Origin of the sequence: Paenibacillus xylanilyticus, assembly GCF_013359935.1 — a bacterium.
In the GTDB taxonomy this organism is placed as follows: domain Bacteria; phylum Bacillota; class Bacilli; order Paenibacillales; family Paenibacillaceae; genus Paenibacillus; species Paenibacillus xylanilyticus.
On sequence record NZ_JABMCB010000192.1, the window covers coordinates 517,371 to 543,137 of the forward strand.

A 25,767-nucleotide genomic window follows, 5' to 3' on the forward strand; every position below is an offset into this window, starting at 1 on the left:
TCTGTGTCATTGGAGGAGCGGATTCAACAGGTAAATCAGAAGATCGAAGCTGCGTGCCAGCGCAGTGGCCGTCAGCGCGAAGACGTGAATGTGATTGCGGTTACGAAATACGTCTCGCTTGAAACGACAGGCGCTGTGCTGGGAAGCGGCCTTGAGCATATTGGAGAGAATCGCTGGCAGGATGCACAGGACAAGTGGGAAGCATTCGGTCAGCAAGGGACCTGGCACTTTATTGGTCATTTGCAGACCAACAAAGTGAAGGACGTTATTGGCAAATTTCGCTACATACATTCACTGGACCGTTTGTCTTTGGCGAAGGAGCTGGACAAAAAGGCAGCTGCCTTAGGTACACAGGTGGAAACATTTTTGCAGGTGAATATTTCGGGTGAGGAGAGCAAATATGGATTGCAGCCTGAACAGGCGAGTTCATTTTTGCGTGAGATCAGTAACTTCAGCAACCTGAAGGTCATCGGTCTGATGACTATGGCTCCCCATGAGGAAGATCCGCAGCTTACACGTCCCGTTTTTCGTGGACTTCGTGAGCTAAGAGACCATTTGAATGGACAAGCCCTGACATCGGAACCATTGACTCAGCTATCGATGGGAATGTCCAATGATTTTGAAGTGGCCATTGAAGAAGGGGCGACATGGGTAAGGCTGGGATCAATTCTCGTAGGAAAAGAGGAGGGTTCACGATGGGCGTAATGAATAAATTTATGAATTTCCTTGGACTTCAGGAAGAGGAAGAAATTGTGGAACGCGAACGTCTGGCTGCACAAGAGGACTCAGAGCCGGATCAACAGGAAGCTGAAACCTCCAGTCTTGATAAACGTAGAAACCAAAGGGGGAATAATGTTGTGAGCATTCATTCCCAGAAAAATGTTAAAGTTGTCCTGTATGAACCTCGTTCCTATGACGAAGCTCAGGAAATTGCCGACCACCTTCGTTCACATCGTACAGTCGTTGTGAACTTGCAGCGGGTGCGCCAAGACCAGGCACTGCGTGTTATTGATTTCTTGAGTGGTACCGTATACGCACTGGGCGGGGGTATTTCAAAAATTGGCGGCAACATTTTTCTCTGTACGCCGGATACCGTTGAAATTCAGGGAGCAATTACGGAAATACTGGCTGACAGCGAGCAAGATTACAACAGAATGAGGTGAGCCGCTTTTGTATCAACTTCAACTCGTAGTGTTTTACCTGTTTGAGATTTATTTCTACATGATTATTGGATATGTATTGATGTCGTGGCTTCCGAATGCACGGGAGAGCGTCATTGGTGAGTGGCTTGCCAAATTGGTGGAACCGTATTTGAGTCCTTTCAGACGTTTCATTCCGCCTTTGTTCGGCATGCTGGACATTTCACCAATTGTTGCGCTAATTACTCTTCAACTGGCGAGATCAGGTTTGCTCTCGATCATCAGCTACTTCTGATAGGGTAGGGTGAACATAGATGAGTGGTGAAATTTACGAACATTTTAGCCATGATGAGCGTGATTTTGTGGATAAGGCCTCGGATTGGGTGGAACGTGCAGGCAAGCTTCATGACATGAAGCTAACGGATTTCCTTGATCCAAGACAGGCTTTTATATTGCAAACGCTTGTCAATCGTCGCAATGACGTCCAGATTCGTCTGGACGGAGGCTACGAGGGAGCTGAACGCAAACGTGCGTTGATTGCACCGGATTATCGGTATCTCGATGATGAGGATATGGGTATGCAGGTGCTCAGCATTACGTCAGACGATCAGAAAATTGCTGAGCTGGAGCATGGGGACTACATGGGGGCCCTGCTCGGGCTTGGACTGAAACGCGGCAAGATCGGAGATATCCAAGTGCTGGATGACGGGTGCCACACCGTGGTGGCCGCGGAAACCGGCGCTTTTTTATCGCTTCAATTGAATCAGGTACATCGGGTTCATGTGTTTACAGAGCTTCTTCCCCTGGATCAGATGAAATGGTCTGAGAGCAAGCTGGAGACGATGGATATTACCGTTGCATCCCTGCGTCTGGACGGAATTTGTGCGGATGTGTACCGACTGAGTCGCAGTAAAGTTCTGATTCCCATCAAGGCCGGTCGATGCCGGGTGAATTGGAAAGTGGAGGAAGATCCGTCCAAACCGCTGAAAGCTGGGGACGTGGTTTCCATTCAAGGTTTTGGCCGTTTTAAGGTACTGGAACAGGACGGTATGACCAAAAAGGGACGTTGTCGTGTAAAAATCGGCAAATTTGCTTAGCGGCGTTGCAGGAAAACCCGTTTTCTTGTCGAAATGTTTAAGATAAAGGTGTAAAAAACATTCGCTGTTTCCGATATACATTGAAGTACAAGGTTGTTGTGACCGTATTGGAATCAGAACGTTGATTCTGCAATTGCAAATCGTACAAGTTGCCAGATGGCAGCTTGTTCACGGCCCTTTGGGTCGTACCCATGTGCTGCAAACCTTCTCGGTACGGGAAGGAACTTTAACAGGAGGTGGACAGCATGCCATTAACGCCGCTGGACATACATAACAAGGAATTTTCCCGACGCTTGCGCGGGTATGACGAGGATGAAGTCAATGAGTTCCTGGATCAAGTCATCAAAGATTACGAAGGCGTCATTCGCGAGAACAAAGAGCTGAGCAATCAGTTGCTGTCCGTTCAGGAGAAGCTTGATCATTTTGCCACAATTGAAGAGACGCTCAGCAAAACGATTATCATAGCGCAGGAAGCAGCCGACGATGTGAAGAACAATGCGAAGAAAGAAGCGCAGCTCATTGTGAAGGAAGCAGAGAAGAATGCTGACCGGATCGTGAACGAGTCTTTGGCGAAGTCCCGCAAGATTGCTCTTGAAGTGGAAGAGCTGAAAAAGCAGGCTTCCATCTATCGTGCCCGTTTCCGTACACTTGTTGAAGCTCAGCTCGAACTGTTGTCCCAGGATGGATGGGAAGCACTGGAGAGTCGGGAACAGGAAGTCCGTGACCGTGAGCGGGAAATGAAGGAAATTTATTAGTCAGCCTGCCCGGTTGACTTTTGCCTCTAAAGAGGCTATAACTATATTCATAATGAATAATGATTCCATGACGGGTTCAGTACGTTATGATCTCATCCCTCAGAGAGTTGGCGTTTTGGTGCAAGCCAATGGATGAGTTATAGCCGAATATCTCCCCGGAGAAGTGACGCTGAAGCGGTAATGCATTGCCGTGCGTAAGCGAAACCGTAAGCCGAACGTTATATCGGCACCCTGCTGTAGTGAAGCGGGGCATAAGTGCTGTTGATGACAAAGCCTACCCATGTGATTGGATATGGTTTGTGATGAACAGAATTAGGGTGGTAACGCGAGCATAACCTCGTCCCTTTCCAGGGATGAGGTTTTTTTGTGTCCAAAAAAAGAAGTGATGTGAATTGTGGACGGTCCACGATCCAATTATTGAAAGGAAGATCATGATGCAAAGAGTGGATGTCAAAGAGAAAGCACGTGCCAGAGAACTGCGCATGTTGAACAAGTGGAAATCGGAAAATACGTTTAAAAAATCCATCGAAAACCGCGAAGGCAAACCGAACTTCGTCTTTTACGAAGGACCGCCTACCGCGAACGGCAAGCCGCATATCGGCCACGTGCTGGGACGCGTCATCAAGGATTTTGTGGGACGTTACAATACCATGAAAGGTTACCGTGTTGTTCGTAAAGCAGGCTGGGATACACACGGTTTGCCAGTGGAGCTTGGCGTGCAGAAGAAGCTGGGCATCTCCCACAAGTGGGAGATCGAAGATTACGGTGTGGAGAAGTTCATTAACGAATGTAAAGCGAGTGTATTTGAATATGAGCAGCAATGGCGTGATCTGACAGAAGGCATTGCTTACTGGACGGATATGGATAACCCATATATCACGCTGGACAACAATTACATCGAAAGCGTATGGAACATCCTGGCGACGATTCACGAGAAAGGACTTCTTTATCGGGGACATCGTGTTAGTCCATACTGCCCATCATGTCAGACTACCCTGAGTTCCCATGAAGTGGCACAAGGATACAAGGATGTCAAAGACCTTAGTGCCACAGCCAAATTCAAGCTGGACGACAGCGGCGAATTTGTACTTGCCTGGACGACTACCCCTTGGACACTTCCTTCTCACGTTGCACTTGCCGTTAATCCGGACATGGATTATTCCCGTGTACGTCAGGACAATGAAGTATACATCATGGCAACAAATCTCGTGGAGAAAGTCATGAAGGACTCCAAAGGCGAGTATGAAGTCATCGGGGCACTGAAAGGCTCCGATTTGGTTGGTAAAACGTATGATCCGCCATTCAACTACGTACAGGCTGAGAAATCCAATGTCATTCTGGGTGCAAGCTTTGTAACGGATGCAAGTGGTACAGGGATTGTACACATGGCTCCGGCACATGGTGAGGATGACTACCGCGTATGTCGTGAAAATGGCATCAGCTTTGTCAACATGGTGGACCTTGAGGGTAAGTTTGTGGCTCAGGTTACTGATTTTGCGGGACGTTTCGTGAAGGATTGCGATATTGATATCGTGAGATACCTGTCCGAGAAAGGGCGCTTGTTCAGCAAAGAAAAATATGAGCACAGCTACCCGTTTTGCTGGCGTTGTGATACTCCACTTCTTTACTATGCAATGGACAGCTGGTTTATCCAAACTACAGCGATCAAGGATCAGCTGATTGCAAATAATAGTGAAGTGGAATGGTACCCAGGACACGTCCGTGAAGGACGTTTCGGGAAATTCCTTGAGGATCTGGTGGATTGGAACATCAGCCGTGACCGCTACTGGGGCACACCGCTGAACATCTGGGTGTGTGAAGAAACAGGAGAACAATTTGCTCCACACAGCATTGCTGAGCTGCGTGCACGTGCTGTAGGAGATGTACCAGAGAACCTTGAACTCCACAAACCTTATGTAGACGAAGTCAAGGTACTCAGTTCCTGTGGCAAATATGAAATGAAACGTACACCGGAAGTGATTGATGTCTGGTTTGACAGTGGTTCCATGCCGTTTGCCCAGCAGCACTATCCGTTTGAAAATAAGGAAACATTTGAGCAGCAATATCCGGCTGACATGATCTGTGAAGGGATTGACCAAACTCGCGGCTGGTTCTACAGCTTGCTGGCAGTGTCTACCCTTTTGACAGGCAAGGCGCCGTACAAAGCAGTAATGGCAACAGGACACGTCCTGGATGAAAACGGACAGAAGATGTCCAAATCAAAAGGCAATGTTATCGATCCGTGGGAAGTTATTGAAGAATATGGAACAGATGCGTTCCGGTGGGCCTTGCTGTCTGACAGTGCACCGTGGAACAGCAAACGATTCTCCAAAGGCATCGTCGGCGAAGCCAAATCCAAAATGGTGGACACGTTGGTTAACACACATGCTTTCCTGACGTTGTACGCAACCATTGATGGATTTGATCCACAGGAGCATCCGTTCAAACCATCAGCGCACAAGCTGGATCGCTGGATTCTGTCCAGATTGAACAGCCTGATTCTGGTTGTGGAAAAGGCACTATCCGTTAATGACTACCTGAACTCTTCCAAAGCGATTGAAGCATTTGTTGATGAGCTGAGCAACTGGTACATCCGTCGTTCCCGTGACCGTTTCTGGGGCAGCGGATTGACGGAAGATAAACTGGATGCTTACCGCACACTTACAGAGGTGCTGGTGACTACAGCCAAACTGGTTGCACCATTCACACCAATGCTCGCGGAAGATATCTATTTGAACCTCACAGCAGGTGAGAGTGTGCATATGGAAGATTACCCGGCAGCAAATGAAGCGTTGATCGATCTGGATCTGGAGCAAGATATGGAGACAGCTCGCCGAGTGGTTGAGCTCGCACGTAACGTGCGTAACGAAACAGGCATCAAGAACCGTCAGCCGCTGTCCGAGTTAATCGTATCGCTCGATAAAGGATTTGATCTGGCAAGCTATGAAGAGATCATCAAGGATGAAATCAATGTCAAAGGAATTCGTACCGAGCATAACGATGCCGAATTCGTTGATTTTACTTTGAAGCTGAATCTGAAAGTAGCAGGGAAAAAATACGGCAAGAACGTAGGCTTCCTGCAGAATTTCTTCAAGGGCATGTCAGCGGATGAGACTCGTAAAGTGGTGACGGAAGGTGTGCTTAACGTGGTTTCTCCGGAAGGTGAGGAACTGCAAGTGACGAGTGAAGAGCTGCTGGTGGAAAAACAAGCCAAATCCGGTTTTGCCTCAGCGTCCGGGTATGGTCTGACGGTAGCCCTCAACACCGAAATCACAACGGCATTGGAACAGGAAGGTTGGGTTCGTGAAGTTGTTCGTTCCGTACAGGATACACGGAAGAAATTGGACCTGCCGATTGAAAAAAGAGTCCGTCTCACATTGGATGTTGATCCTGAGCTTCAGGCGGCAATCGAGGCATTTGATGAGGTGCTGCGTGAGAATGTACTCGTTACTGAAGTTACATTCGGTACCCATGCAGACATGCAACGCATTGATGCAGGTGGCAAAGCGATTGGGGTTTATATCGAGGTGTAATTAGGACAGAATATAGAGAATAAGCCAACGAGCCTTAGACGCAGGGAGGGATTCCCTGTATCTTGGCTCGTTTGGTTTTTGTGCAAATGGGCAATGATTTCTATTGTGCAGACTCTATAGATACCAAAGGAACTGAGCGAACTCATGAATGAAGACAAGCAGCCATCATCCACTTCACAATCTGCAACGTCAGAGAGCCATAATGACAAAATTGAGGAACTTCATACACTGACCAATCGGCTCGCGAATGAGCTTGAGCGTTCACGTATCGCACAGTATACGGAATTGCTGAATCGGCCGTGGAAACTGATAGGACTCAATCTTTTGTCAGGTGCAGCGCGAGGTGTGGGGATCGCCATCGGGTTTACGTTTTTTGCAGCTACGATCATTTATGTGTTGCAGGTACTGGGTGCGCTCAATCTGCCGATCGTCGGAGATTACATTGCCGATATCGTACGCATTGTTCAGCGTCAGCTTGAACTGAACACATATTAGTGATCTTCAAGACAGGTTAGTACAGGTCGTTTGAATCCGGGTCCGAGTCCATATCCGGCTCAAGCAAGCCTTCACCCTCGCGATTCTCCATATACTGCCGGTACTGCCGGTTGCGAACGATGGACACGTCATGACCGTAAATATCGGTCGCGACAAAGCTCTCATATGCTTCGACGCAGCCCTCAACCTCGTCTGTAGCTTCAATGGCCATGACATCGTAACTGTCGATGTCGCGGCCTTCAGCCATGGCTGGCGTGTTTGACGTGCCCCAGCTCTCAACGATCTGCCAAGCATCTTCACCATCGAAGCCGTTTTGATCATCACGCTCATCAAGGCTCGTGCGTCCAAAGGCCGGAGCAAGAAATTCCTCCTCGACCGGACGATTGTCGGAAACGACAGTTTCAGGCTGATGTTTTTTGCAGTACTTGGTGTAGGGAACAGCTTGCATCCGCTCATAAGGGATGGGCTGCTGACAAACTGCGCATGTACCGTAATGTCCTTCCTCGATGGAATGCAGGGCAGAGTCAATACGCTCCAGTTGAAATTCATCATGCTCTAAAAGGGAAATATCTTTCTCGCGGTCATACATCTCGGTGGCTACATCACCGGGGTGATTATCAATAGGAGACAATTCACCCGTCTGAAATCTCATTGACCCGCTGAGGCCATAATGGTCATTTTGCTCAAGCCGATGTTCAATTCCACGTTTCTCAACCAGCAATTGGGATCGTAAGGATTGTATTTGTTGTGAAGTAAGATGTGCCATCGTTTTCCCCTTTCTGTCCGAATGGAATCCGAAATTTGTCTCTGGTCTAGGATGTACCAATCAGCTCGGGAATACAGAAGGGAATTGTTATCGTTTTTGCCATTTGGATTGGGGAAAAGCACTTCGTGGACGACTTCCAAACAGCTGTGCTACAATGAACAAGTCTGGCGTAAAGCCTGGTATGGTTTGGAAAAGACGAGAACGGAGTGACGAACAAACGTGGTGTATTATATCCTCGCTTTTATCGTATTTTTGGTGGATCAGGGAACGAAGTATTTAATTGCGACCCGAATGGAGCTTAGGGAAGAGATCCCCGTCATAGGCAATTTCTTTGTTATTACTTCACACCGGAACACGGGTGCGGCTTTTGGCATTTTGCAGGACCAGCGTTGGTTCTTTATTGTTGTTACCGTGATTGTGGTAATTGCCTTGATCTGGTATTTGCAAAAGGTGAAAGATACTCCGCACAAATTGCTGCCTGTGGCATTAAGTTTGGTGCTTGGTGGGGCAATCGGCAATTTCCTTGATCGGGCTTTGACCGGAGAAGTTGTGGACTTTGTCCAGCTTAATTTTGGCAGTTACACGTTTCCCATCTTCAATATCGCCGATTCAGCGATCTGCATCGGGGTAGCGCTGATTATTGTGGAGACGTTTCTGGAGGGACGGCGCGAAAAGGTCGCCGCGAAGATTGAAGGGAATGAACAACATGAGTAAAATGCACAACGAAGAACAAACTAATGGGGACACGTCTGCACATGACGAGGACCTGATGAATGACAATGAACGACTGGAATGGACCGTTTCCTCTGAACACAAGAAGGAACGCATTGACAAATATATTACCGAAGCAATGGACGATGTATCCCGCTCCCAGGTTCAATTATGGATCGGAGACGGTCTGGTAACCGTGAACGGAGCCGTAGTGAAGGCGAATGCCAAATTGGCGGAGGGTGATCTGATCGAGCTTCAGATTCCTGAGCCGACGGCTGTAGAGATCATTGCCGAAGATATTCCGCTGGAAGTGGTTTATGAAGATAGTGATGTCATTGTCATTAACAAACCGCGTGGTCTTGTGGTGCATCCGGCACCAGGACATACGTCGGGTACACTCGTTAATGCACTCATGTATCATTGCAAAGATCTTTCGGGCATTAATGGCGAGCTGCGTCCCGGAATCGTGCATCGGATCGACAAGGATACTTCAGGCCTGCTGATGGCTGCCAAAAATGATCGTGCACACGCCTCATTGGCTGCGCAGTTAAAAGACCACAGTGTAAACCGCCGGTATATTGCACTTGTCCATGGTCATTTAAGTCATGATCAGGGAACGATCGATGCACCCATTGGACGAGATACGTATGACCGTAAAATGTATACAGTGACAGAACGCAACAGCAAACATGCGGTCACGCATTTTAACGTTACGGAAAGAATCAACGACTACACTTTGCTCGAACTGAAGCTTGAGACAGGTCGAACTCACCAGATTCGTGTTCATATGAAATTTATTGGACATCCGCTTGTTGGAGATCCGATCTATGGACGCAACAAGGGCATCAAAATGAATGGGCAGGCGCTGCACGCGGCGATTCTAGGTTTCGTTCATCCAACCACAGGTGAGTACCTGGAATTCACCGCTCCGCTTCCGCAAGACATGGAAGATGTCCTTGCCTCACTGCGCAGTCGCTGACCACTCGGGAAAGTACAAATGTTCGGATACTTTGTCCATGGTTAAACATGGGCAAATGCTTCATATTAGATTGTAGAAATTTGCGTCAAATGAGGAGATGAACATAGGTATGAGTATCGATAAATATCAAGAAACTTACATTCAAACCAATTTTGCCGACCGTATTGGCGGCTCCAACTATGGTAAAGACACCAACATTTATAAATTCGAGAAAATCAAACGTGCGAAAGCTTCAGCCAAAAAAGATTTCCCGAATGTGGAACTGATTGACCTTGGCGTAGGTGAACCTGATGAGATGGCAGATGCAGGTATTGTAGCTGCACTGGCACAAGAAGCCTCCAAACCGGAGAACCGTGGTTATGCGGATAACGGGATTCCCGAATTCAAGGAAGCAGCTGCCGCTTACCTGAAAAATGTGTTCAACGTTGAAGGCATCGATCCGGCAACGGAAATTGTACACTCGATCGGTTCCAAGCCAGCTCTGGCCATGATGCCTTCCTGCTTTATCAATCCAGGTGACGTAACAATCATGACAGTGCCTGGTTATCCGGTTATGGGTACTCACACCAAATACCTGGGCGGCGAAGTGTACAACATTCAGCTGACGAAGGAAAACAACTTCCTGCCGGATCTGACAACGATCCCTGAAGATATCGCAAAACGTGCCAAATTGCTGTATCTGAACTATCCGAACAACCCAACTGGTGCAGGTGCAACGGTTGAATTGTTCACTAAAGTGATTGAATGGGCGAAAAAGTACAGCGTAGTTGTTGTTCATGATGCTCCATACGCTGCACTGACTTATGACGGCAATAAACCGTTCAGCTTCCTGTCTGTACCTGGAGCAAAGGATGTTGGCGTAGAGCTGCACTCCTTGTCCAAGTCTTACAATATGACAGGATGGAGAATCGGATTTGTCGCAGGGAACCCACTCGTTGTTAAAGCCTTCAGTGATGTGAAGGACAACAACGATTCCGGTCAATTCATCGCGATCCAGAAGGCTGCTGCCTACGGTCTGAACCATCCGGAAATCACGGAGAAAATTGCAGAGAAATATTCCCGTCGTCATGACCTGCTGGTTGCTGCACTGAATGAACTGGGCTTCCAGGCCGAGAAACCGAAAGGTTCTTTCTTCCTGTATGTTGAAGCTCCAAAAGGTGTAGTAGGCGGACGTCGCTTTGAATCCGGGGAAGACTTCTCCCAATTCCTGATCCGTGAAAAATTGATCTCGTCTGTACCTTGGGACGATGCAGGTAACTTTGTACGTTTCTCCGTTACTTTTGAAGCCAAAGGCGAAGAAGAAGAGAAACGCGTAATTGCTGAAATCAAACGTCGCCTGAGTGACGTGCAATTCGAATTCTAATTGGAATTCACCTTGACATGTGAATAAGATAAAAGATAAGAGACCGGAGACGGTCTCTTTTTTTTGTGCGAAAATAAAAAAAATTCCATTTACTCTCTTTACAAAATTATACAAGCAACATATGATTAGATCTTTACGTTATTTTATAGACAGAAGTAGTTTTAGAAGGGAGTCATGGAAATTGTTGTCTTCAAGAACAAATACGGTATCCTCACATGCAGCAGGAACTGGCAATGCCATTTCAGGTCTGTTCAAACTGCTGAGGCCGAAACAGTGGACTAAAAATTTGCTGTTATTTGCTGCATTACTGTTTTCCTTTGAGGAAATACGCACTGAAACCATTGTATCGACTTTGCTTGGTTTTATTTTATTTAGCCTTGTTGCAGGCTGCGTGTATATTTTAAATGATTACGTGGATCGGGACAGGGATCGGCAGCATCCAGTGAAGCAGTTCCGGCCGATTGCCTCTGGGCAGGTTCAACCTGGCTATGCTCTGTTGTTTGGTGTTGTCCTGTTGATCCTCTCGGTGGGAATTGCTTTTGTAATAAACCCGCTTTTCGGTGGACTATGTATAGTGTATTTTCTGTTGAATGTGTCTTACTCTTTTATACTGAAACATCTCGTGATTGTGGATATGATGACCATTGCAGCCGGATTTGTACTTCGTGCCATAGCAGGTGGAGTATTAATTCATGTGCCCTTTACGCCTTGGTTTCTGATCTGCACCATGCTATTGTCATTATTTCTTGCAATTGGCAAGCGGAGAAATGAACTGACACTGCTCGAGGGCAATACCGGATCGCATCGTAAGGTGCTGGATAACTACTCCGTCACATTGTTGGATCAATTTAATACCATTGTAACGACAGCGACCATTATTAGTTATTCCCTGTTTACCTTTACGTCTGACCGTACCATTCATCTGATGTGGACCATTCCGCTGGTGATATACGGCATGTTCCGTTATCTGTATCTCATTCATATGAAAAACCAAGGGGGCTCGCCGGACCGCGTTTTGTTTGAGGACAAGCCCATTCTGATTACCGTAATTTTGTATGTGATTAGTGTGGTCGCCATTTTTGCGATTTTTGAATGAAAATATAGATTGAGGGTTGGAGGGGGATCAGGGTGAAAAGCACCAAAATTGCCATCTTTGATATTGATAAAACGATCATACGCAGGGACTCCATGTTTCAGTTTGTGCACTATGGTGTTCGTCGCTACCCTGGTCAGGTATGGAGACTGCCGCTCATCGCCATTCATACTGCAATGTTCAAGGCAGGTCTGATGAGTGTGGAACAAGTCAAGCGTTCGTACTTTAAAAGCATTGAGCGCATGTCTGAGGAAGATCTGGAGCATTTTTTTGATACCCGGTTGCGTACCGCCATTTTTGCTGAAGCCAGTGTGGAGATGCAGCATCGCAAGGAGGCTGGTTATCATGTGTTGCTGGTAACTGCGTCTCCGCATGCCTATATGAAATATTTCAGCAGTTTCCCTTGGGTAGATCATGTGATTGGCACCGAACTGGTCCGGCATCAGAATGGATACACCTGTACCATTGAGGGCGTCAATTGCAAAGGGGAAGAGAAGGTGCGCCGCATACAGGCCTATCTGCAAGAGAAAAACATGGTCATCGATTATGAGCAGTCCTGCTCTTACTCGGATTCTCTGTCCGATCTTCCAGTGATGCAGCTCGTGGCACAGCGATATTTTATTAACAGACGTGTTCCGGAAATGGAGGCACTATCGTGGGGGAAATGAAGGGACGTCATACGGGCAAATGGTTCATGCTTGCATCCGCTTTTCTAACGGCAACGGGACAGCTGTTCTGGAAATGGGGGCTGACAGAGTGGATCTATCTTGGCATTGGATTTGTCTGCTATGGGCTTGGAGCCATCTTGATGATTAAGGCCTTTGCTCTGGAAAAGCTGTCTGTGGCTTATCCGCTGATGTGTGCAAGCTATGTTTTCGCACTCATTTATGGTCACTTTTTGCTGGGAGAAGAAATGACGTTACAGAAGCTCGCAGCGGTTGTGCTGCTCGGAATTGGGGTGACATTAACCAGTGTTGACCGATAGCTGGATGGTGGTTGTACTGATTGCGATGACGCTGTGCGGAGCAATGGGTGGTGCTGGTTTGAAAGCCTATGCGACAAGCCGTAAAAAGCTGCATGTTCTTATAGGGCTCGGATTTTACGGAACGGGCGCTTTACTGAATATTGTGCTGCTGAAATTTCTTCCCTTGACCGTGGTGCTTCCTGCCAATGCGCTGACGTATGTATGGACCCTGTTAATTGCAAAAGTTGCATTCAAAGAGACGGTTGGGCCGCTTCGCTGGCTGGGTGTGATATGCATTATGGGTGGGTTGTGGTTTTTGGTTGGGTAACGCGTATATGAATAGCGCAGAGAATTTTGAATATGACATACTGGATGTGATTGCATGAAGTTTCTGGATTACATATTTTATAATCGTAAATCGAATTGGACGGCACTATGCCTGTTTGGGGGATTCACTCTTTTTTACGCTCTGATGAATGCACCTTACGTGATGTACATTGCGGATCAGGGACAAGTTCTTGGAGCATACACGCCATTTAATACAGATCAATTTCCAATCAATTTGTTTAATTTTGATCCGTCCATGTATTATGGTGCGAACAGTTCCTCGGTTATTCATCCGTTAATATCCTTTCTTGTTGTGACACTGGGAGCAGTAGCGCAGCTGCTGGGAGGGAATTGGTTCTTTCTTATTCTGCAATCTCTCGTGAACGCGGGATCCGTGGTGCTGGTTTTTCTTTTTCTCGATCAAAAAGACAGACAGATCATCACACCACTGCTCTTCGCATTGCTGTTTGGATGTAGTTCCTACCTGATGTTTACCGCACTGATTCCGGACTCCTATCCGTATGTGCAGTTTTTTATCCTGTTGTCCGTGCTTTACATGCAATATACGCGTGATCGAAATGACGTGCGTTATATGCCGAATGCATTGCTTGCATCCATCAATTTTGGCCTGACTTCCACGAATATCGTTCCTTATGCCGCTGCAATGTTTTTCAATCTGCGTACCTGGCGCAAGGCTTCCACTTGGAAAAAGTACATCGGGATTATGGCACTGGCAGTTGCTTTCATTATCGTATTAACGGGGATTCAGTATGTTGCGTTTGGGGGAAGAAGCTGGGTTAGCAATTGGCTGCTCGGGATACAAAATGGTGGGACTAGCTATGCAACGCCTTTTCAGTTTGCCGTTCATTGGAAAGCATTGACTCTGTTGACGATTAATCCGATGCTGTCTCCCAAAGTACACCTGCTGGATCCGGGTCTAGTTGCGTTTGTAACGGACCTGTCTCGTTCCAATCCAATCCATGTTCAGATTGTCGGTATTTTTATATTGCTGCTGGCGCTAGCGGGATTCATCCAAGGCATCCGTGAACGTGAAGTGTGGACACTTGCTCCGTATATTTTATTCGCATTTTTACTTCATATCGTAGTTGGGTTCGGGCTGGCTGTTTTCCAATATGATATGTATCTGTATGCCGGTCATTATCTGTTTGCGTTATTCCTGCTGGGTGGGGGATTGGTGATCCGTTTTCGTCCGGGACTCGGCAAAAAAACAATTATGGGTATACTCTTCATATGTCTACTGGTAATGGTCACGAACAATATTTACCGTCATGTAGAGACATTGACCACAATCAAACAGTCTTACGATCAGTTGGAGCAGACGCACAACTTGAACTGATTGCGAGTTTCTCGTGAGTTATAAAAGGGACAAGCAATTTGGAGCATGATATCCATAGACTTGTCTCTTTTCCTGATTCGATCTGAATGACAAAATAAACCCTCCACATAAATTATGCGGGGGGTTATATCTATTTGAATTAAGCTATGATTTTGGTCTTCTTCGCATTCTCGGCTGAACGCTTGGTGAGACTGCTAAGAGGCCGTTTCAATACGAGAGCCAGGACGAGGCTAAGGGCAATAAATAAACATAGCCACAGAATATCCTTCAAGGCCGTCGACCACAAAATGCCACCGACCGATTCACGAAGAAGACTTATGGCATACGTAAAGGGCATGAATGGGTTCAATGCCTGGAAAAAAGGAGAAGTCATACTGATCGGAAATGTTCCTCCCGAGCTGGAGAACTGGAACACCATAAAGATGATGGCAATTCCTTTCCCGATGTTACCAAACACGGACAGCAGGGTGTATGTGATCGTGACAAACACGGCACTCACCAGCATGGCAAATAAGACGAACCACACTTTATCCGCAACATAGGTTCCAAGAATCAGCATATCTCCCAAGGTTACGCATACGGCCTGAAGCAGCCCTATCGTGAGGAACGTGCCTAAACGGCCGAGATACAACTGATATCCTCGAAACTTGCCGTCCGGATTTTCTGCTTCTGCCCGAAGTAGGGAAATCAGCAAGGTAGAGCCGACCCAAAGGGACAATACGCCATAAAATGGAGACATGGCCGATCCGTAATTCGGGATAGGATACAATTGGTTTTCCTTGATGTGAACCGGACTTGCAAGGAAAGCACTCTCATCCTCGATATCGCCCCGCAGCAGCTTGGCAAGTTCGGCAAACTGATTATTGCCTTCCACTTCCCTGAGTTTGTCTGCTGCCTTACTGATCGCACTCTCCAGAGCGGGCAGATCCTCTCGAACAAGTGTGGCCACGCGGTGCACTCCTTTTTCGACCTCAGGCAGCTGATGCTGTACAAAATCGGATGCCTTGCCAATCTGTTTCTCTGCAAGGGGCAGGTCATTTCGGACAAAATTGGCTGCCTCGTTCAGTTTGGTTCCTACTTTGGGAAGGTCGTTCTGAATTAATGGAGCTACTGTATTCAGCGCTTGAATGAAAGCTTCACTTTTGCTCTGAAGTGTCTCGGAAATTTCATGTATTTTGGTCTGGATTTGAGGCAGATCGCTTTGAATTTTTCTTAGTTCCGTCTGTCCAAAAGTAATCCCTTCCTTGGTTACGGACAGTATGTCCGCAACATCCGGAATTCGGTCTTGAGCACCCTGTAAAGTGTCTGCTGATACCGATAGGATGGATCTCAGTTTATCTGAACCAGCAGAAAGGGCAGGTGCGATTTCAAGATCATACACACCAAGGATTTGACCAATACCGCTATTGATGTCCTCTGACAATGCATTGAGCTGAGTGATAATATCTGCAGGCGGAGTTGTATGGCCACGCATGGCATCACTGATGATGCCTGCGAGTTTTATTTGAAGTTGAAGCTTGTCCGAGACAGTGTTCATCCGAGTAATTTTGTCGGCTAACGGGTGGCTTGGAAGGAAGTTGTCCATTTTTCCTAATATTTCAGCCATACTATCAACCAATTTTACAGCTATTCCAAGCCGAACGGCCATTCTGTCCAGATCGTCTGCTGTTGGAAGTACACTGAGGTCCGTATTTTGCAATCGTCCGAACATGTCTCCGCCAGCATCAGCGATTTGCTGTACCAGCAATAGATTTTGCCGGATAACCGGCCCGATCGCCTGAAACGCTTCTTCACACGAATCCAGGAAACGGTTTAACCCTGCAGATAGTTCTACTCCGTTTCCCGCGATGCTGGATAACGTGTCAAGATCATCCTGGGCAGCTAGTACGATGGTAAGGGCATTATCCATTTTGGATAATGCCGTATCGATGACACCTGATACTTCACCGAAATGTTGATCCACTTCCTGAATACGTTCCATGGCTTGGCGAATTTCCGGGATTCGTCCTTGAATGGCGAGTACCTCGGAGGAAGCTTCCATGATCTGCGGCCAATATTTCTGTACCTTAAGTATATATTGTGCTGCTTCGTTAATTTCAGGCAGTCGTTTTTCAATCTCTACAATTTTTTGGGCTTCTTCTACAATGGCTGGCATTGCCTTTTCGACTTCCAGCACTTTTTGTCCCGCAGACTGTATGGCAGGAAGATTGTCTTCCAGTGCAAAAATTCCATTCTCCATCTTGCGCAGGGTTGGCAGCTGAGCATGGATCTCCACCCCAGCTTCCTTTAATTTGGTCAACACTGCCTCGCTGACCGCTTCGGTAAAACTCTCATTAATTTGTGTTGTAATGGCAGAGACGCCAGAGCCTGTAATTTTGGGAGCAATGGCGTTGACCTTTTCATTGACCGTGTAGATGACTTCGGGGCGGTCCAGTTTTCCATCAACGATGCCGGTAATTTTGGATGAGAAGTCACCAGGGATCAGGAGGCTAGCATAATACTCGCCAGTCTGGACGCCGCGATTGGCCTCAATCTGATTCACAAATGTCCACCCCAGCTTATCGTTCTGCTTCAGGCTGGACACCAATTCTTCTCCAATATTAACCGTTGTCCCGGCAACTGTTGCCCCTTGATCTTCCGTTGTCACCGCGATTTTAATCCCTTGTGTATTGCTGTAAGGGTCCCAAACTGATTTGACATTGACCCAGTCATAAACCCCAGGCAGTAGAATAATCGCAACAATTAAAAATATGCCTGTAGGTACTTTTAAAATATGCAGCCAATCTGTTTTGTAAATCCGCCATATGTTACGCATGATTTCCTCCTAATACCAAATCAAAGTTCAGGTCCTATATCATTCCCATCTCGGGAATATACAAATCTATATGTATATCGGTTTCTTTGAACGGAATATAAACTCATCCACGTATAAGTCTTTACCCTGTTCATTTGAGAATAATCGAGCCTGTATTCAATCTATGATACTAAAACAGGAAGGGTTATATTGCCTGCACCCAAATTTGCAATTAACTATGGATAAATATACAGAAATATTGTATAATTATGAGCAATGAATGAAATGTGAGGGTTGTGGATGCTTTTCAGCCGAACTGTTGATTCTAAGTGGAATACACAGGGGAGTTTCGCCTGTTAAGGTGAGGTGTTGACAGGGGGTTGTCTTTCTGTCATAATTCATGAAGATAAACGGACATATTGATCAACAGCGCCCTGTGAGGCACTGCGATATGAACGACATGAATAGCACCTTTAAATCAGTCCCGTGAGACTGGCAAGGTAACGTGAACGATACATCGTTTTTTGCTGCGGCAATAGAACGGTGCATCCCGAGAGTAAACTTTCTTCAGAGCGGTCTGAAGTTCGGAGACTCCTTGCCAATAAACACGGCAAGGAGTCTTTTTTGTTCTCCTGTCACGGGGCCATGATCTGGAGGGAAATCCTGAGGAGGCTGAACGCATGAGCACAGAAACACATGTCATTATGGATGAAACGGCGATCCGCCGCGCATTAACACGGATTGCCCATGAGATTTTGGAAAAAAACAAAGGGATCGACGGTTGTGTGCTGGTCGGGATCCGTACGCGGGGTGTTTATCTCGCAGAACGGATCGCCGCGAAGATTGAAGAGATCGAGGGCGCCAAGGTCCCCTGGGGAGAACTGGATGTAACTCCTTATCGCGATGACCGCTTGGACGATAACAAAGCGAATCGTAAGGAACTGTTGACGATGACACCTGAATCACTGTCGATCCATAACAAGAAAGTGATTTTGTTCGATGATGTGCTCTATACCGGACGAACGATTCGTGCAGCGATGGATGCCCTGATGGACTGTGGAAGACCGCAGAATATTCAGCTGGCAGTACTCGCGGATCGCGGACACCGGGAACTTCCGATCCGACCTGATTTTATCGGCAAAAATGTGCCGACTTCCAAATCGGAGGAGATTGAAGTAGCACTGATGGAAACGGACGGACAGGACGAAGTCAAAATCATTCAGAACCGGGGGGAGCAGGCATGATGATTACACAGACAGCATTGAAGGACCGGAGCTTGCTTGGACTGAAGGAACTTAGTCGCAGTGAAATTGAATCGATTCTTAACCGGGCAGCCCACTGGGAAGCTCAGTCGAATAAATTGGTCCCCGTACTTGAATCACGCTTTGTTGCCAACATGTTCTTCGAGAACAGCACGCGTACTCGCTTCTCATTTGAAATGGCTGAGAAACGATTGGGTGCACAGGTGCTGAACTTCACGGCAGCTGCTTCGAGTGTAGAGAAGGGCGAGTCCATCTATGATACAGTGCGCACACTTGAGTCGATGGGCATTGATGCAGGAGTCATCCGGCTGAAACCGGCAGGTGTTCTGCAGCAGCTGGCTCAGAAGGTGAATGTTCCACTGGTAAATGCGGGAGACGGAAATAACGAACATCCAACCCAGGCACTGCTGGATCTGTACACCATGCGAAAAGCTTTCGGTGAGCTGAAAGGTTTGCGTGTGTCGATCATTGGCGACATCATGCACAGCCGGGTTGCACGCTCCAACTTGTGGGCCCTGCAAAAGTTTGGAGCAGATGTACGCTTCTGTGCACCTCAAACGATGCAAGCACCGGAACTGGCAGAGCATGCTCCTTATGTAGGACTGAATGAAGCACTGGATGCGGATGTAGTCATGATGCTTCGGGTTCAGCTCGAACGTCATAAACATGGTCTCATTACCTCGGCTGAGGATTATCGCGAACACTACGGATTGACGGAGGAACGGGCGGCACGCCTGAATCCCAACACCATTATCATGCACCCTGCCCCAGTAAACCGGAACGTTGAAATTGACGACGCGGTTGTCGAGAGTACAGCATCGCGAATTTTCCCGCAGATGGCGAACGGTGTTCCGATTCGCATGGCGGTTATGGAACGCGCATTAAAGCTGTAACAGGGTCTGGCTATGGGTCATAGGCTGACGAAGACGGAACTTTCTACAGGACGGTAAGAGTACACGATAAATCAAATCATCCGGATTCTCCGGGACAGAACCGAAGCGGAGGGCAATTATGCTACAGATTATTAAGAACGCGAATGTTTTGAATGCACAAGGGGAATTTGAACGAAAAACGATCGTTATAGATGAAGGCAAAATTCAAAAGATCGCTGGTGTGGAAGATGAAGCGGTACTTAAAGCAGAACAATCGGCGCAAAGTGTAACGGATGCGTCAGGCAAATTGGTCATTCCCGGCTTGATCGATATGCACGTACATTTGCGTGAACCTGGATTCGAACACAAAGAGACCATCGAGACAGGTGCCCGTTCAGCGGCACAAGGCGGGTTTACGACAATCGCCTGCATGCCTAATACAAGGCCGGTAACAGATAGCCCGGATGTAGTAAAGCTGGTTTTGGATAAAGCCAGAGAAGCCGATTTGGTCAAAGTGCTGCCTTATGCAGCCATTACCAAAAATGAGCTTGGCCGTGAACTTACCGATTTCGCAGCTTTGAAAGAAGCAGGGGCAATTGGCTTCACGGATGACGGTGTAGGCGTGCAGAACGCACAAATGATGAAAGACGCGATGAGCCTCGCGGCAAGTATGGATATGCCAGTCATCGCCCACTGTGAAGACGACTCATTGGTAGTCGGTGGGTATGTCACAGAAGGAGAATTCTCGAAGCGCCATGGTATCAAAGGCATTCCCAACGAATCCGAAGCGATCCACGTTGGCCGTGATATCCTGCTTGCCGAAGCAACGGGTGTTCACTACCATGTCTGCCACGTAAGTACGGAACAATCGGTTCGCCTGATTCGTCTGGCGAAGTCCATCGGCATTAAAGTGACTGCTGAGGTATGTCCTCACCATCTGGTGCTGTCGGATGAAGATATCCCGGGCATGGATGCCAACTGGAAGATGAACCCGCCACTGCGCTCACCGCGTGATGTGCAGGCTTGTATCGAAGGTTTGCTGGACGGCACGCTGGACATGATCGTAACGGATCACGCACCGCACAGTGAAGAGGAGAAAGCCAAAGGCATGGAGCTGGCACCGTTCGGAATCGTTGGGTTCGAAACAGCTTTTCCGCTGCTGTACACCAAGTTTGTGGAAACAGGACTTTGGAGCCTGGACTTCCTGGTGAAACGCATGACTGCCGATCCGGCACGGGTATTCCGACTGGATACAGGCAAGCTGGAAGAGGGAGCGCCTGCGGACATCACCATGATTGACCTGAACGAGGAAAAAGCAGTCGATCCTGCAACGTTTGCAACCAAAGGTAGAAACACCCCGTTCACAGGCTGGAAGCTGAAAGGCTGGCCAGTGCAGACTTGGGTAGATGGCAAAAGCGTGTGGAACAACACGTTACAACAGTAAATTGGTATCTTAGTAAATCGATAAACCTTACTTCTTTAATTCTATAAAGACAATAACTCTAAATCTACAACCTTACACCAGCAACATCTTTACAGCTAACTTGAGGCAGATCATGCCGAGAGTTCAAAATACGAAACAAGCAAGTTGAATGTCATGGTTTTGAACTTGGACACCAACGTAACTGCGGAGTGGACAGAAAAGACCCGAAGAAACGAAGTGTTCGCCTTTATCAACAGATTCTACCCTATGAGGGTTAAATTCAAATGAATCTGTTGATAACAGCGATCGAAGGGTTTTCTGTCCGCGGAGCCGCACAAATGTAACTCCATGTTCAACTCGAGTGCATTCAACGTTGATAAACACAGAGGAGTGAAATGGGATGCAGGCACAGGCAAGATTATTGTTGGAAGACGGCACACTGTTCACCGGGAAAGCATTCGGTGCTGAAGGTGAAACGACAGGAGAGGTCGTTTTTAATACGGGAATTACAGGCTACCAAGAGGTGCTTTCGGATCCTTCTTATTGCGGTCAAATCGTAACCATGACGTATCCGCTGATCGGTAACTACGGGATTACGCGTGACGACTTCGAGTCCATCCGTCCATTCGTGCATGGCTTTGTGGTTCGTCGCCATGAACCGGTACCGAGCAACTGGCGCGCTGAATACAGCGTGGACGATCTGCTCAAGGAGTACGGCATCGTGGGCATCAGCGAAATTGATACACGCATGTTGACTCGCCGGATTCGTCATCATGGAACAATGAAGGGAATTCTCACAACAGGATCGAAGCCTGTGGAAGAGCTGCTGGAGATGATGGGAGATACGAGCATCGCCGAGCTTCGCAACCAGGTTCCTCTGACGTCCACACAGCACGTATACAACAGCCCGGGAACGGCTGAACGCATCGTCCTGGTAGACTATGGTGCAAAAACAGGGATCTTGCGCGAACTCAGCAAACGCAACTGTGACGTTGTCGTTGTGCCTCATGATGTAACAGCAGACGAGATTCGTCGCCTGAACCCGGATGGCATTCAGCTGTCCAACGGCCCTGGGGATCCGAAAGACGTGCCACATGCCGTTAAAATGATCAGTGAGCTGCTTGGTGAGTATCCGATCTTCGGTATCTGCCTCGGTCATCAACTGTTTGCACTGGCAGCAGGTGCTGATACAGAGAAGCTTAAGTTTGGACACCGCGGCGGGAATCACCCGGTCAAAGAACTGGAGAGCGGACGCTGCTTCATCACATCCCAGAACCATGGCTACACCGTTAACGAAGAGTCAGTGAAGAGCACTGACCTGGAAGTTACACACATCAATAACAATGACAAGACCATTGAAGGTCTGAAACATAAAACATTCCCGGCGTTTTCGGTACAGTATCATCCGGAAGCTGCGCCAGGACCTTACGATAACAGCTATCTGTTCGACCGTTTCATCGAAATGATCCGGGAGCACAAGATCACTAACCCGCAAAAGCCGCGTCAAGCCGTATTGGCAGCCGCAGTGAAAGGAGCGCAATAACATGCCGATTAACAAAGACCTCAAAAAAATCCTGGTGATTGGTTCCGGTCCAATCGTCATCGGTCAAGCGGCCGAGTTCGACTATGCCGGTACACAAGCTTGCCAGGCACTGAAAGAAGAAGGCGTGGAAGTTGTACTCATCAACAGCAACCCGGCAACCATCATGACTGATACCAACATGGCTGACAAGGTGTACATCGAGCCGATTACACTCGACTTCGTCACTCAGATCATTCGTCAGGAACGTCCAGACGGATTGCTGCCTACACTCGGCGGTCAAACCGGTTTGAACATGGCCGTGGAACTGGCTCGTGCCGGTGTCCTGGAACGTGAAAATGTGAAACTGCTCGGAACACAGCTTACGTCCATCGAGAAAGCGGAAGACCGTGATTTGTTCCGTGATCTGATGCGCGAACTGGAACAGCCTGTACCCGAGAGTGTGATCGTAACGACACTCGAAGAATCCCTTGATTTTGCAAATGAGATTGGTTATCCAATCATCGTTCGTCCTGCCTATACGCTTGGCGGAACAGGCGGCGGTATCTGCGCCAGTGAAGAAGAATTGCGCGAAACAGTGGTAGCGGGTCTGCGTTACAGCCCGATTGGCCAATGTTTGGTCGAGAAGAGCATTGCGGGTATGAAAGAAGTCGAGTATGAAGTGATGCGGGACAAAAACGATAACTGTATCGTTGTCTGCAACATGGAAAACTTTGATCCGGTAGGTGTTCATACAGGCGACAGTATCGTCGTAGCACCAAGCCAAACCCTGTCGGACCGTGAATATCAAATGCTGCGTTCAGCTTCCCTGAAAATCATCCGTGCCCTGAACATCGAGGGTGGATGTAACGTACAGTTTGCACTGGACCCACACAGCTTCCAGTACTATGTCATTGAAGTAAATCCACGGGTAAGCCGTTCCTCGGCACTGGCTTCCAAAGCAACCGGTTATCCGATTGCCAAAATGGCTGCCAAGATTGCCATGGGTTACACGCTGGACGAAATCGTAAACCCGGTAACAGGTCAAACTTATGCTTGCTTCGAACCAACACTGGATTATATCGTAAGCAAGATTCCCCGCTGGCCGTTCGATAAGTTTGTTTCAGCGAACCGCAAGCTGGGGACACAGATGAAAGCGACAGGCGAAGTTATGGCCATCGGCCGTACATTCGAAGAGTCGATTCACAAAGCAGTCCGCTCCCTGGAGATCGGTGTACATCGCTTGTATCTGAAGGATGCAGAAACGCTGGATGAAGCTACGTTGAACGAGCGTTTGGTCAAAGCGGATGATGAACGCATATTCCTGATTGCGGAAGCGTTCCGCAGAGGTTATACATTGCAGCAACTTCAGGATCTGACCAAGATTGACTGGTGGTTCCTGGACAAAATTGAGGGCTTGATCGGCTTCGAAGATCGCATTCGTGAGGAATCCGAGTTGTCTTCCGAGACACTGTATCAAGCGAAACGCCTCGGATTCACGGACCGTGCCATTGCTGAGCTGCGTGCTGAAGGTCAACCAGGCAGCAAGCTGACAACAGAAGCAGAGGTAAGAGCACGTCGTGAGCAGGAAAACCTGCGTCCGGTATACAAAATGGTGGATACATGTGCAGCCGAATTCGAAGCAACAACGCCATATTACTACTCGACTTACGAAACCGAGAATGAAGTGACCCCTTCAGACAAGAAAAAAGTGGTCGTGCTTGGTTCGGGTCCAATCCGGATTGGTCAAGGAATCGAGTTTGACTATTCAACAGTTCACGCGGTATGGGCGCTGCAAAAGGCAGGTTACGAAGCGGTTATCATCAATAACAACCCGGAGACGGTTTCTACTGACTTCAATACATCGGATCGTTTGTACTTCGAGCCTCTGTTCTTCGAAGATGTCATGAACGTGATTGAACAGGAACAGCCGGTAGGGGTTATCGTACAGTTCGGTGGTCAAACGGCCATCAACCTGGCAGCACCACTGCGTAATGCAGGTGTAACCATTCTCGGAACAGATTTGGAAAGCATCGATGAGGCAGAGGATCGCAAGAAATTTGAACGTCTTCTCTCCCGTCTGGAAATTGCACAGCCTAAAGGTAAAACAGTCATTTCCGTAGATGATGCGGTAGAGACGGCACAAAGCTTGGGTTATCCGGTACTGGTTCGTCCTTCCTACGTACTCGGCGGTCGCGCCATGGAGATTGTATACTCCGATGCCGAATTGCTGACATATATGGAACAGGCGGTTAAAATCAATCCGGAGCACCCGGTACTTATTGACCGTTACATGATGGGTAAAGAAGTCGAGGTTGACGCCATCTGCGATGGTGAAACGGTATTGATTCCGGGGATCATGGAGCATATCGAGCGTGCAGGGGTTCACTCTGGTGACTCCATCGCGGTATATCCTCCTCAACATCTGTCCCAGGATATGAAAGAGAAAATTGTAGAGATAACAATCAAAATTGCGAAAGAACTGAAAACGGTAGGTTTGGTCAACATCCAGTTTGTTATCCATGATGGCCAAGTGTACATTATCGAGGTGAACCCGCGTTCATCCCGTACCGTGCCATTCCTGAGCAAAGTAACCAACATTCCGATGGCGAACCTGGCAACACAAGCCATTCTGGGTGTGAAACTGAAAGATCTTGGTTATGTTGACGGTCTGTGGCCAGAGTCGGATCATGTATCTGTCAAAGTGCCGGTCTTCTCCTTCGCGAAGCTGCGTCGTGTGGAACCAACCCTCGGACCTGAGATGAAATCCACAGGTGAGGTTATGGGTCGTGACCCGAATTACGCCAAAGCGTTGTTCAAAGGTCTCATCGGAGCAGGAATGAAAATTCCGGCAACCGGAGCGATTGTAGTGACTGTAGCAGACAAAGACAAGGATGAAGCTGTACCATTGCTCGAAGGTTTCTACAGACTGGGTTACAAAATCATGGCTACTGGCGGAACAGCAGCTGCGCTTGAAGCAGCGAACATTCCGGTAACGACTGTGAACAAATTGAGTGAAGGTTCGCCGAACATTTTGGATATGATTCGCAGCGGCGAAGCGAACTTTGTCTTCAACACACTGACCAAAGGTAAAACGCCACAGCGTGACGGGTTCCGGATTCGTCGTGAAGCGGTAGAGAACGGCATTGTATGTATGACTTCATTGGATACGATTCGCGCCCTGCTGAGAATGCTGGAAACGATCAACTTCTCCTCTGAGGCCATGCCAGCCTTTGTTGAATAAGTAATCTCTGATGAAGGACATCAGTCAGCCTGAGGGTTGGCGGGATGTCCTTTATATCGGGCAAAAACGGAAAA

The 25,767-nt window shown here is 47.8% G+C and carries 23 protein-coding genes and 1 other annotated feature; of the genes, 21 read left to right on the forward strand and 2 right to left on the reverse strand.

Going from position 1 to position 25,767, the window contains the following annotated elements; genetic code table 11:
* Positions 1-3: 3 nt before the first annotated feature.
* The 8 genes from HP552_RS22205 (at position 4) to HP552_RS22240 (ending at position 7,019) form a co-directional block, all read left to right on the forward strand.
* Positions 4-705, forward strand: coding sequence for a YggS family pyridoxal phosphate-dependent enzyme (locus HP552_RS22205; protein WP_175397547.1), 702 nt, complete (start codon positions 4-6; stop codon positions 703-705).
* On the forward strand, positions 696-1,163 hold the full coding sequence (locus tag HP552_RS22210) for a cell division protein SepF (protein ID WP_175397548.1): 468 nt from the start codon (positions 696-698) through the stop codon (positions 1,161-1,163). Before HP552_RS22205 ends, HP552_RS22210 begins: the two co-directional genes overlap by 10 nt.
* A gap of 7 nt (positions 1,164-1,170) precedes the next feature.
* Entirely contained in the window at positions 1,171-1,434 is a 264-nt protein-coding gene (locus HP552_RS22215; RefSeq protein ID WP_281366150.1) for a YggT family protein, read from the forward strand.
* 19 nt (positions 1,435-1,453) lie between these two features.
* Complete coding sequence (locus tag HP552_RS22220) at positions 1,454-2,236, forward strand: YlmH family RNA-binding protein (RefSeq protein WP_175397549.1); 783 nt, start codon at positions 1,454-1,456, stop codon at positions 2,234-2,236.
* A 121-nt stretch (positions 2,237-2,357) separates the two neighbouring features.
* Positions 2,358-2,510: a hypothetical protein gene (locus tag HP552_RS22225; protein ID WP_175397550.1), complete on the forward strand. Its 153-nt coding sequence runs from the start codon at positions 2,358-2,360 to the stop codon at positions 2,508-2,510.
* Positions 2,482-2,991: a DivIVA domain-containing protein gene (locus HP552_RS22230; RefSeq protein ID WP_056696170.1), complete on the forward strand. Its 510-nt coding sequence runs from the start codon at positions 2,482-2,484 to the stop codon at positions 2,989-2,991. Before HP552_RS22225 ends, HP552_RS22230 begins: the two co-directional genes overlap by 29 nt.
* Before the next feature lie 58 nt (positions 2,992-3,049).
* Positions 3,050-3,339 (forward strand) — a binding site (T-box leader).
* An 86-nt stretch (positions 3,340-3,425) separates the two neighbouring features.
* Positions 3,426-6,524 (forward strand): isoleucine--tRNA ligase, encoded by a 3,099-nt coding sequence (ileS, locus tag HP552_RS22235; protein WP_175397620.1) that lies wholly within the window; start codon positions 3,426-3,428, stop codon positions 6,522-6,524.
* 144 nt (positions 6,525-6,668) lie between these two features.
* The gene (locus HP552_RS22240; protein ID WP_175397551.1) at positions 6,669-7,019 is read left to right on the forward strand and encodes a DUF5665 domain-containing protein; all 351 of its coding nucleotides are present in this window, start codon (positions 6,669-6,671) and stop codon (positions 7,017-7,019) included.
* Positions 7,020-7,035: 16 nt separating this feature from the next.
* On the opposite strand, the gene HP552_RS22245 is transcribed toward HP552_RS22240, so the two are convergent.
* Positions 7,036-7,785 (reverse strand): TraR/DksA C4-type zinc finger protein, encoded by a 750-nt coding sequence (locus HP552_RS22245; protein ID WP_175397552.1) that lies wholly within the window; start codon positions 7,783-7,785, stop codon positions 7,036-7,038.
* A gap of 219 nt (positions 7,786-8,004) precedes the next feature.
* On the opposite strand from HP552_RS22245, the gene lspA reads away from it, so the two are divergent.
* The 8 genes from lspA (at position 8,005) to HP552_RS22285 (ending at position 14,579) form a co-directional block, all read left to right on the forward strand.
* Positions 8,005-8,499 carry a signal peptidase II gene (gene lspA, locus HP552_RS22250; protein WP_175397553.1) on the forward strand — a complete coding sequence of 165 codons (495 nt, stop codon included), beginning with the start codon at positions 8,005-8,007 and terminating at the stop codon, positions 8,497-8,499.
* A 55-nt stretch (positions 8,500-8,554) separates the two neighbouring features.
* Entirely contained in the window at positions 8,555-9,475 is a 921-nt protein-coding gene (locus tag HP552_RS22255) for an RluA family pseudouridine synthase (RefSeq protein WP_376768977.1), read from the forward strand.
* Positions 9,476-9,584: 109 nt separating this feature from the next.
* Positions 9,585-10,838, forward strand: a complete 1,254-nt coding sequence (locus tag HP552_RS22260; RefSeq protein ID WP_175397555.1) for an LL-diaminopimelate aminotransferase — start codon at positions 9,585-9,587, stop codon at positions 10,836-10,838.
* 181 nt (positions 10,839-11,019) lie between these two features.
* On the forward strand, positions 11,020-11,934 hold the full coding sequence (locus HP552_RS22265; protein ID WP_175397556.1) for a decaprenyl-phosphate phosphoribosyltransferase: 915 nt from the start codon (positions 11,020-11,022) through the stop codon (positions 11,932-11,934).
* A 32-nt stretch (positions 11,935-11,966) separates the two neighbouring features.
* On the forward strand, positions 11,967-12,599 hold the full coding sequence (locus HP552_RS22270) for an HAD family hydrolase (RefSeq protein WP_175397557.1): 633 nt from the start codon (positions 11,967-11,969) through the stop codon (positions 12,597-12,599).
* Positions 12,596-12,916 carry an EamA family transporter gene (locus HP552_RS22275; RefSeq protein ID WP_175397621.1) on the forward strand — a complete coding sequence of 107 codons (321 nt, stop codon included), beginning with the start codon at positions 12,596-12,598 and terminating at the stop codon, positions 12,914-12,916. Before HP552_RS22270 ends, HP552_RS22275 begins: the two co-directional genes overlap by 4 nt.
* Positions 12,903-13,223 carry a DMT family transporter gene (locus tag HP552_RS22280; protein ID WP_312884329.1) on the forward strand — a complete coding sequence of 107 codons (321 nt, stop codon included), beginning with the start codon at positions 12,903-12,905 and terminating at the stop codon, positions 13,221-13,223. Before HP552_RS22275 ends, HP552_RS22280 begins: the two co-directional genes overlap by 14 nt.
* 54 nt (positions 13,224-13,277) lie before the next feature.
* Positions 13,278-14,579: a DUF6080 domain-containing protein gene (locus HP552_RS22285; RefSeq protein ID WP_175397558.1), complete on the forward strand. Its 1,302-nt coding sequence runs from the start codon at positions 13,278-13,280 to the stop codon at positions 14,577-14,579.
* A 139-nt stretch (positions 14,580-14,718) separates the two neighbouring features.
* Here the strand turns inward: HP552_RS22285 and HP552_RS22290 are convergent, their stop codons facing one another.
* Positions 14,719-17,394, reverse strand: a complete 2,676-nt coding sequence (locus tag HP552_RS22290; RefSeq protein ID WP_175397559.1) for a YhgE/Pip domain-containing protein — start codon at positions 17,392-17,394, stop codon at positions 14,719-14,721.
* A gap of 659 nt (positions 17,395-18,053) precedes the next feature.
* Between HP552_RS22290 and pyrR the strand changes: the two genes are divergently transcribed.
* From pyrR to carB, 5 genes are all read left to right on the forward strand, one after another.
* Complete coding sequence (pyrR, locus tag HP552_RS22295; RefSeq protein WP_175397560.1) at positions 18,054-18,617, forward strand: bifunctional pyr operon transcriptional regulator/uracil phosphoribosyltransferase PyrR; 564 nt, start codon at positions 18,054-18,056, stop codon at positions 18,615-18,617.
* Positions 18,617-19,528: an aspartate carbamoyltransferase catalytic subunit gene (locus HP552_RS22300; protein ID WP_376768978.1), complete on the forward strand. Its 912-nt coding sequence runs from the start codon at positions 18,617-18,619 to the stop codon at positions 19,526-19,528. The genes pyrR and HP552_RS22300 overlap by 1 nt, the downstream gene beginning before the upstream one ends.
* 118 nt (positions 19,529-19,646) lie before the next feature.
* Complete coding sequence (pyrC, locus tag HP552_RS22305) at positions 19,647-20,951, forward strand: dihydroorotase (protein ID WP_175397562.1); 1,305 nt, start codon at positions 19,647-19,649, stop codon at positions 20,949-20,951.
* A 379-nt stretch (positions 20,952-21,330) separates the two neighbouring features.
* Complete coding sequence (carA, locus tag HP552_RS22310; protein ID WP_175397563.1) at positions 21,331-22,473, forward strand: glutamine-hydrolyzing carbamoyl-phosphate synthase small subunit; 1,143 nt, start codon at positions 21,331-21,333, stop codon at positions 22,471-22,473.
* A 1-nt stretch (position 22,474) separates the two neighbouring features.
* The gene (gene carB, locus HP552_RS22315; RefSeq protein ID WP_175397564.1) at positions 22,475-25,693 is read left to right on the forward strand and encodes a carbamoyl-phosphate synthase large subunit; all 3,219 of its coding nucleotides are present in this window, start codon (positions 22,475-22,477) and stop codon (positions 25,691-25,693) included.
* Positions 25,694-25,767: the final 74 nt, after the last annotated feature.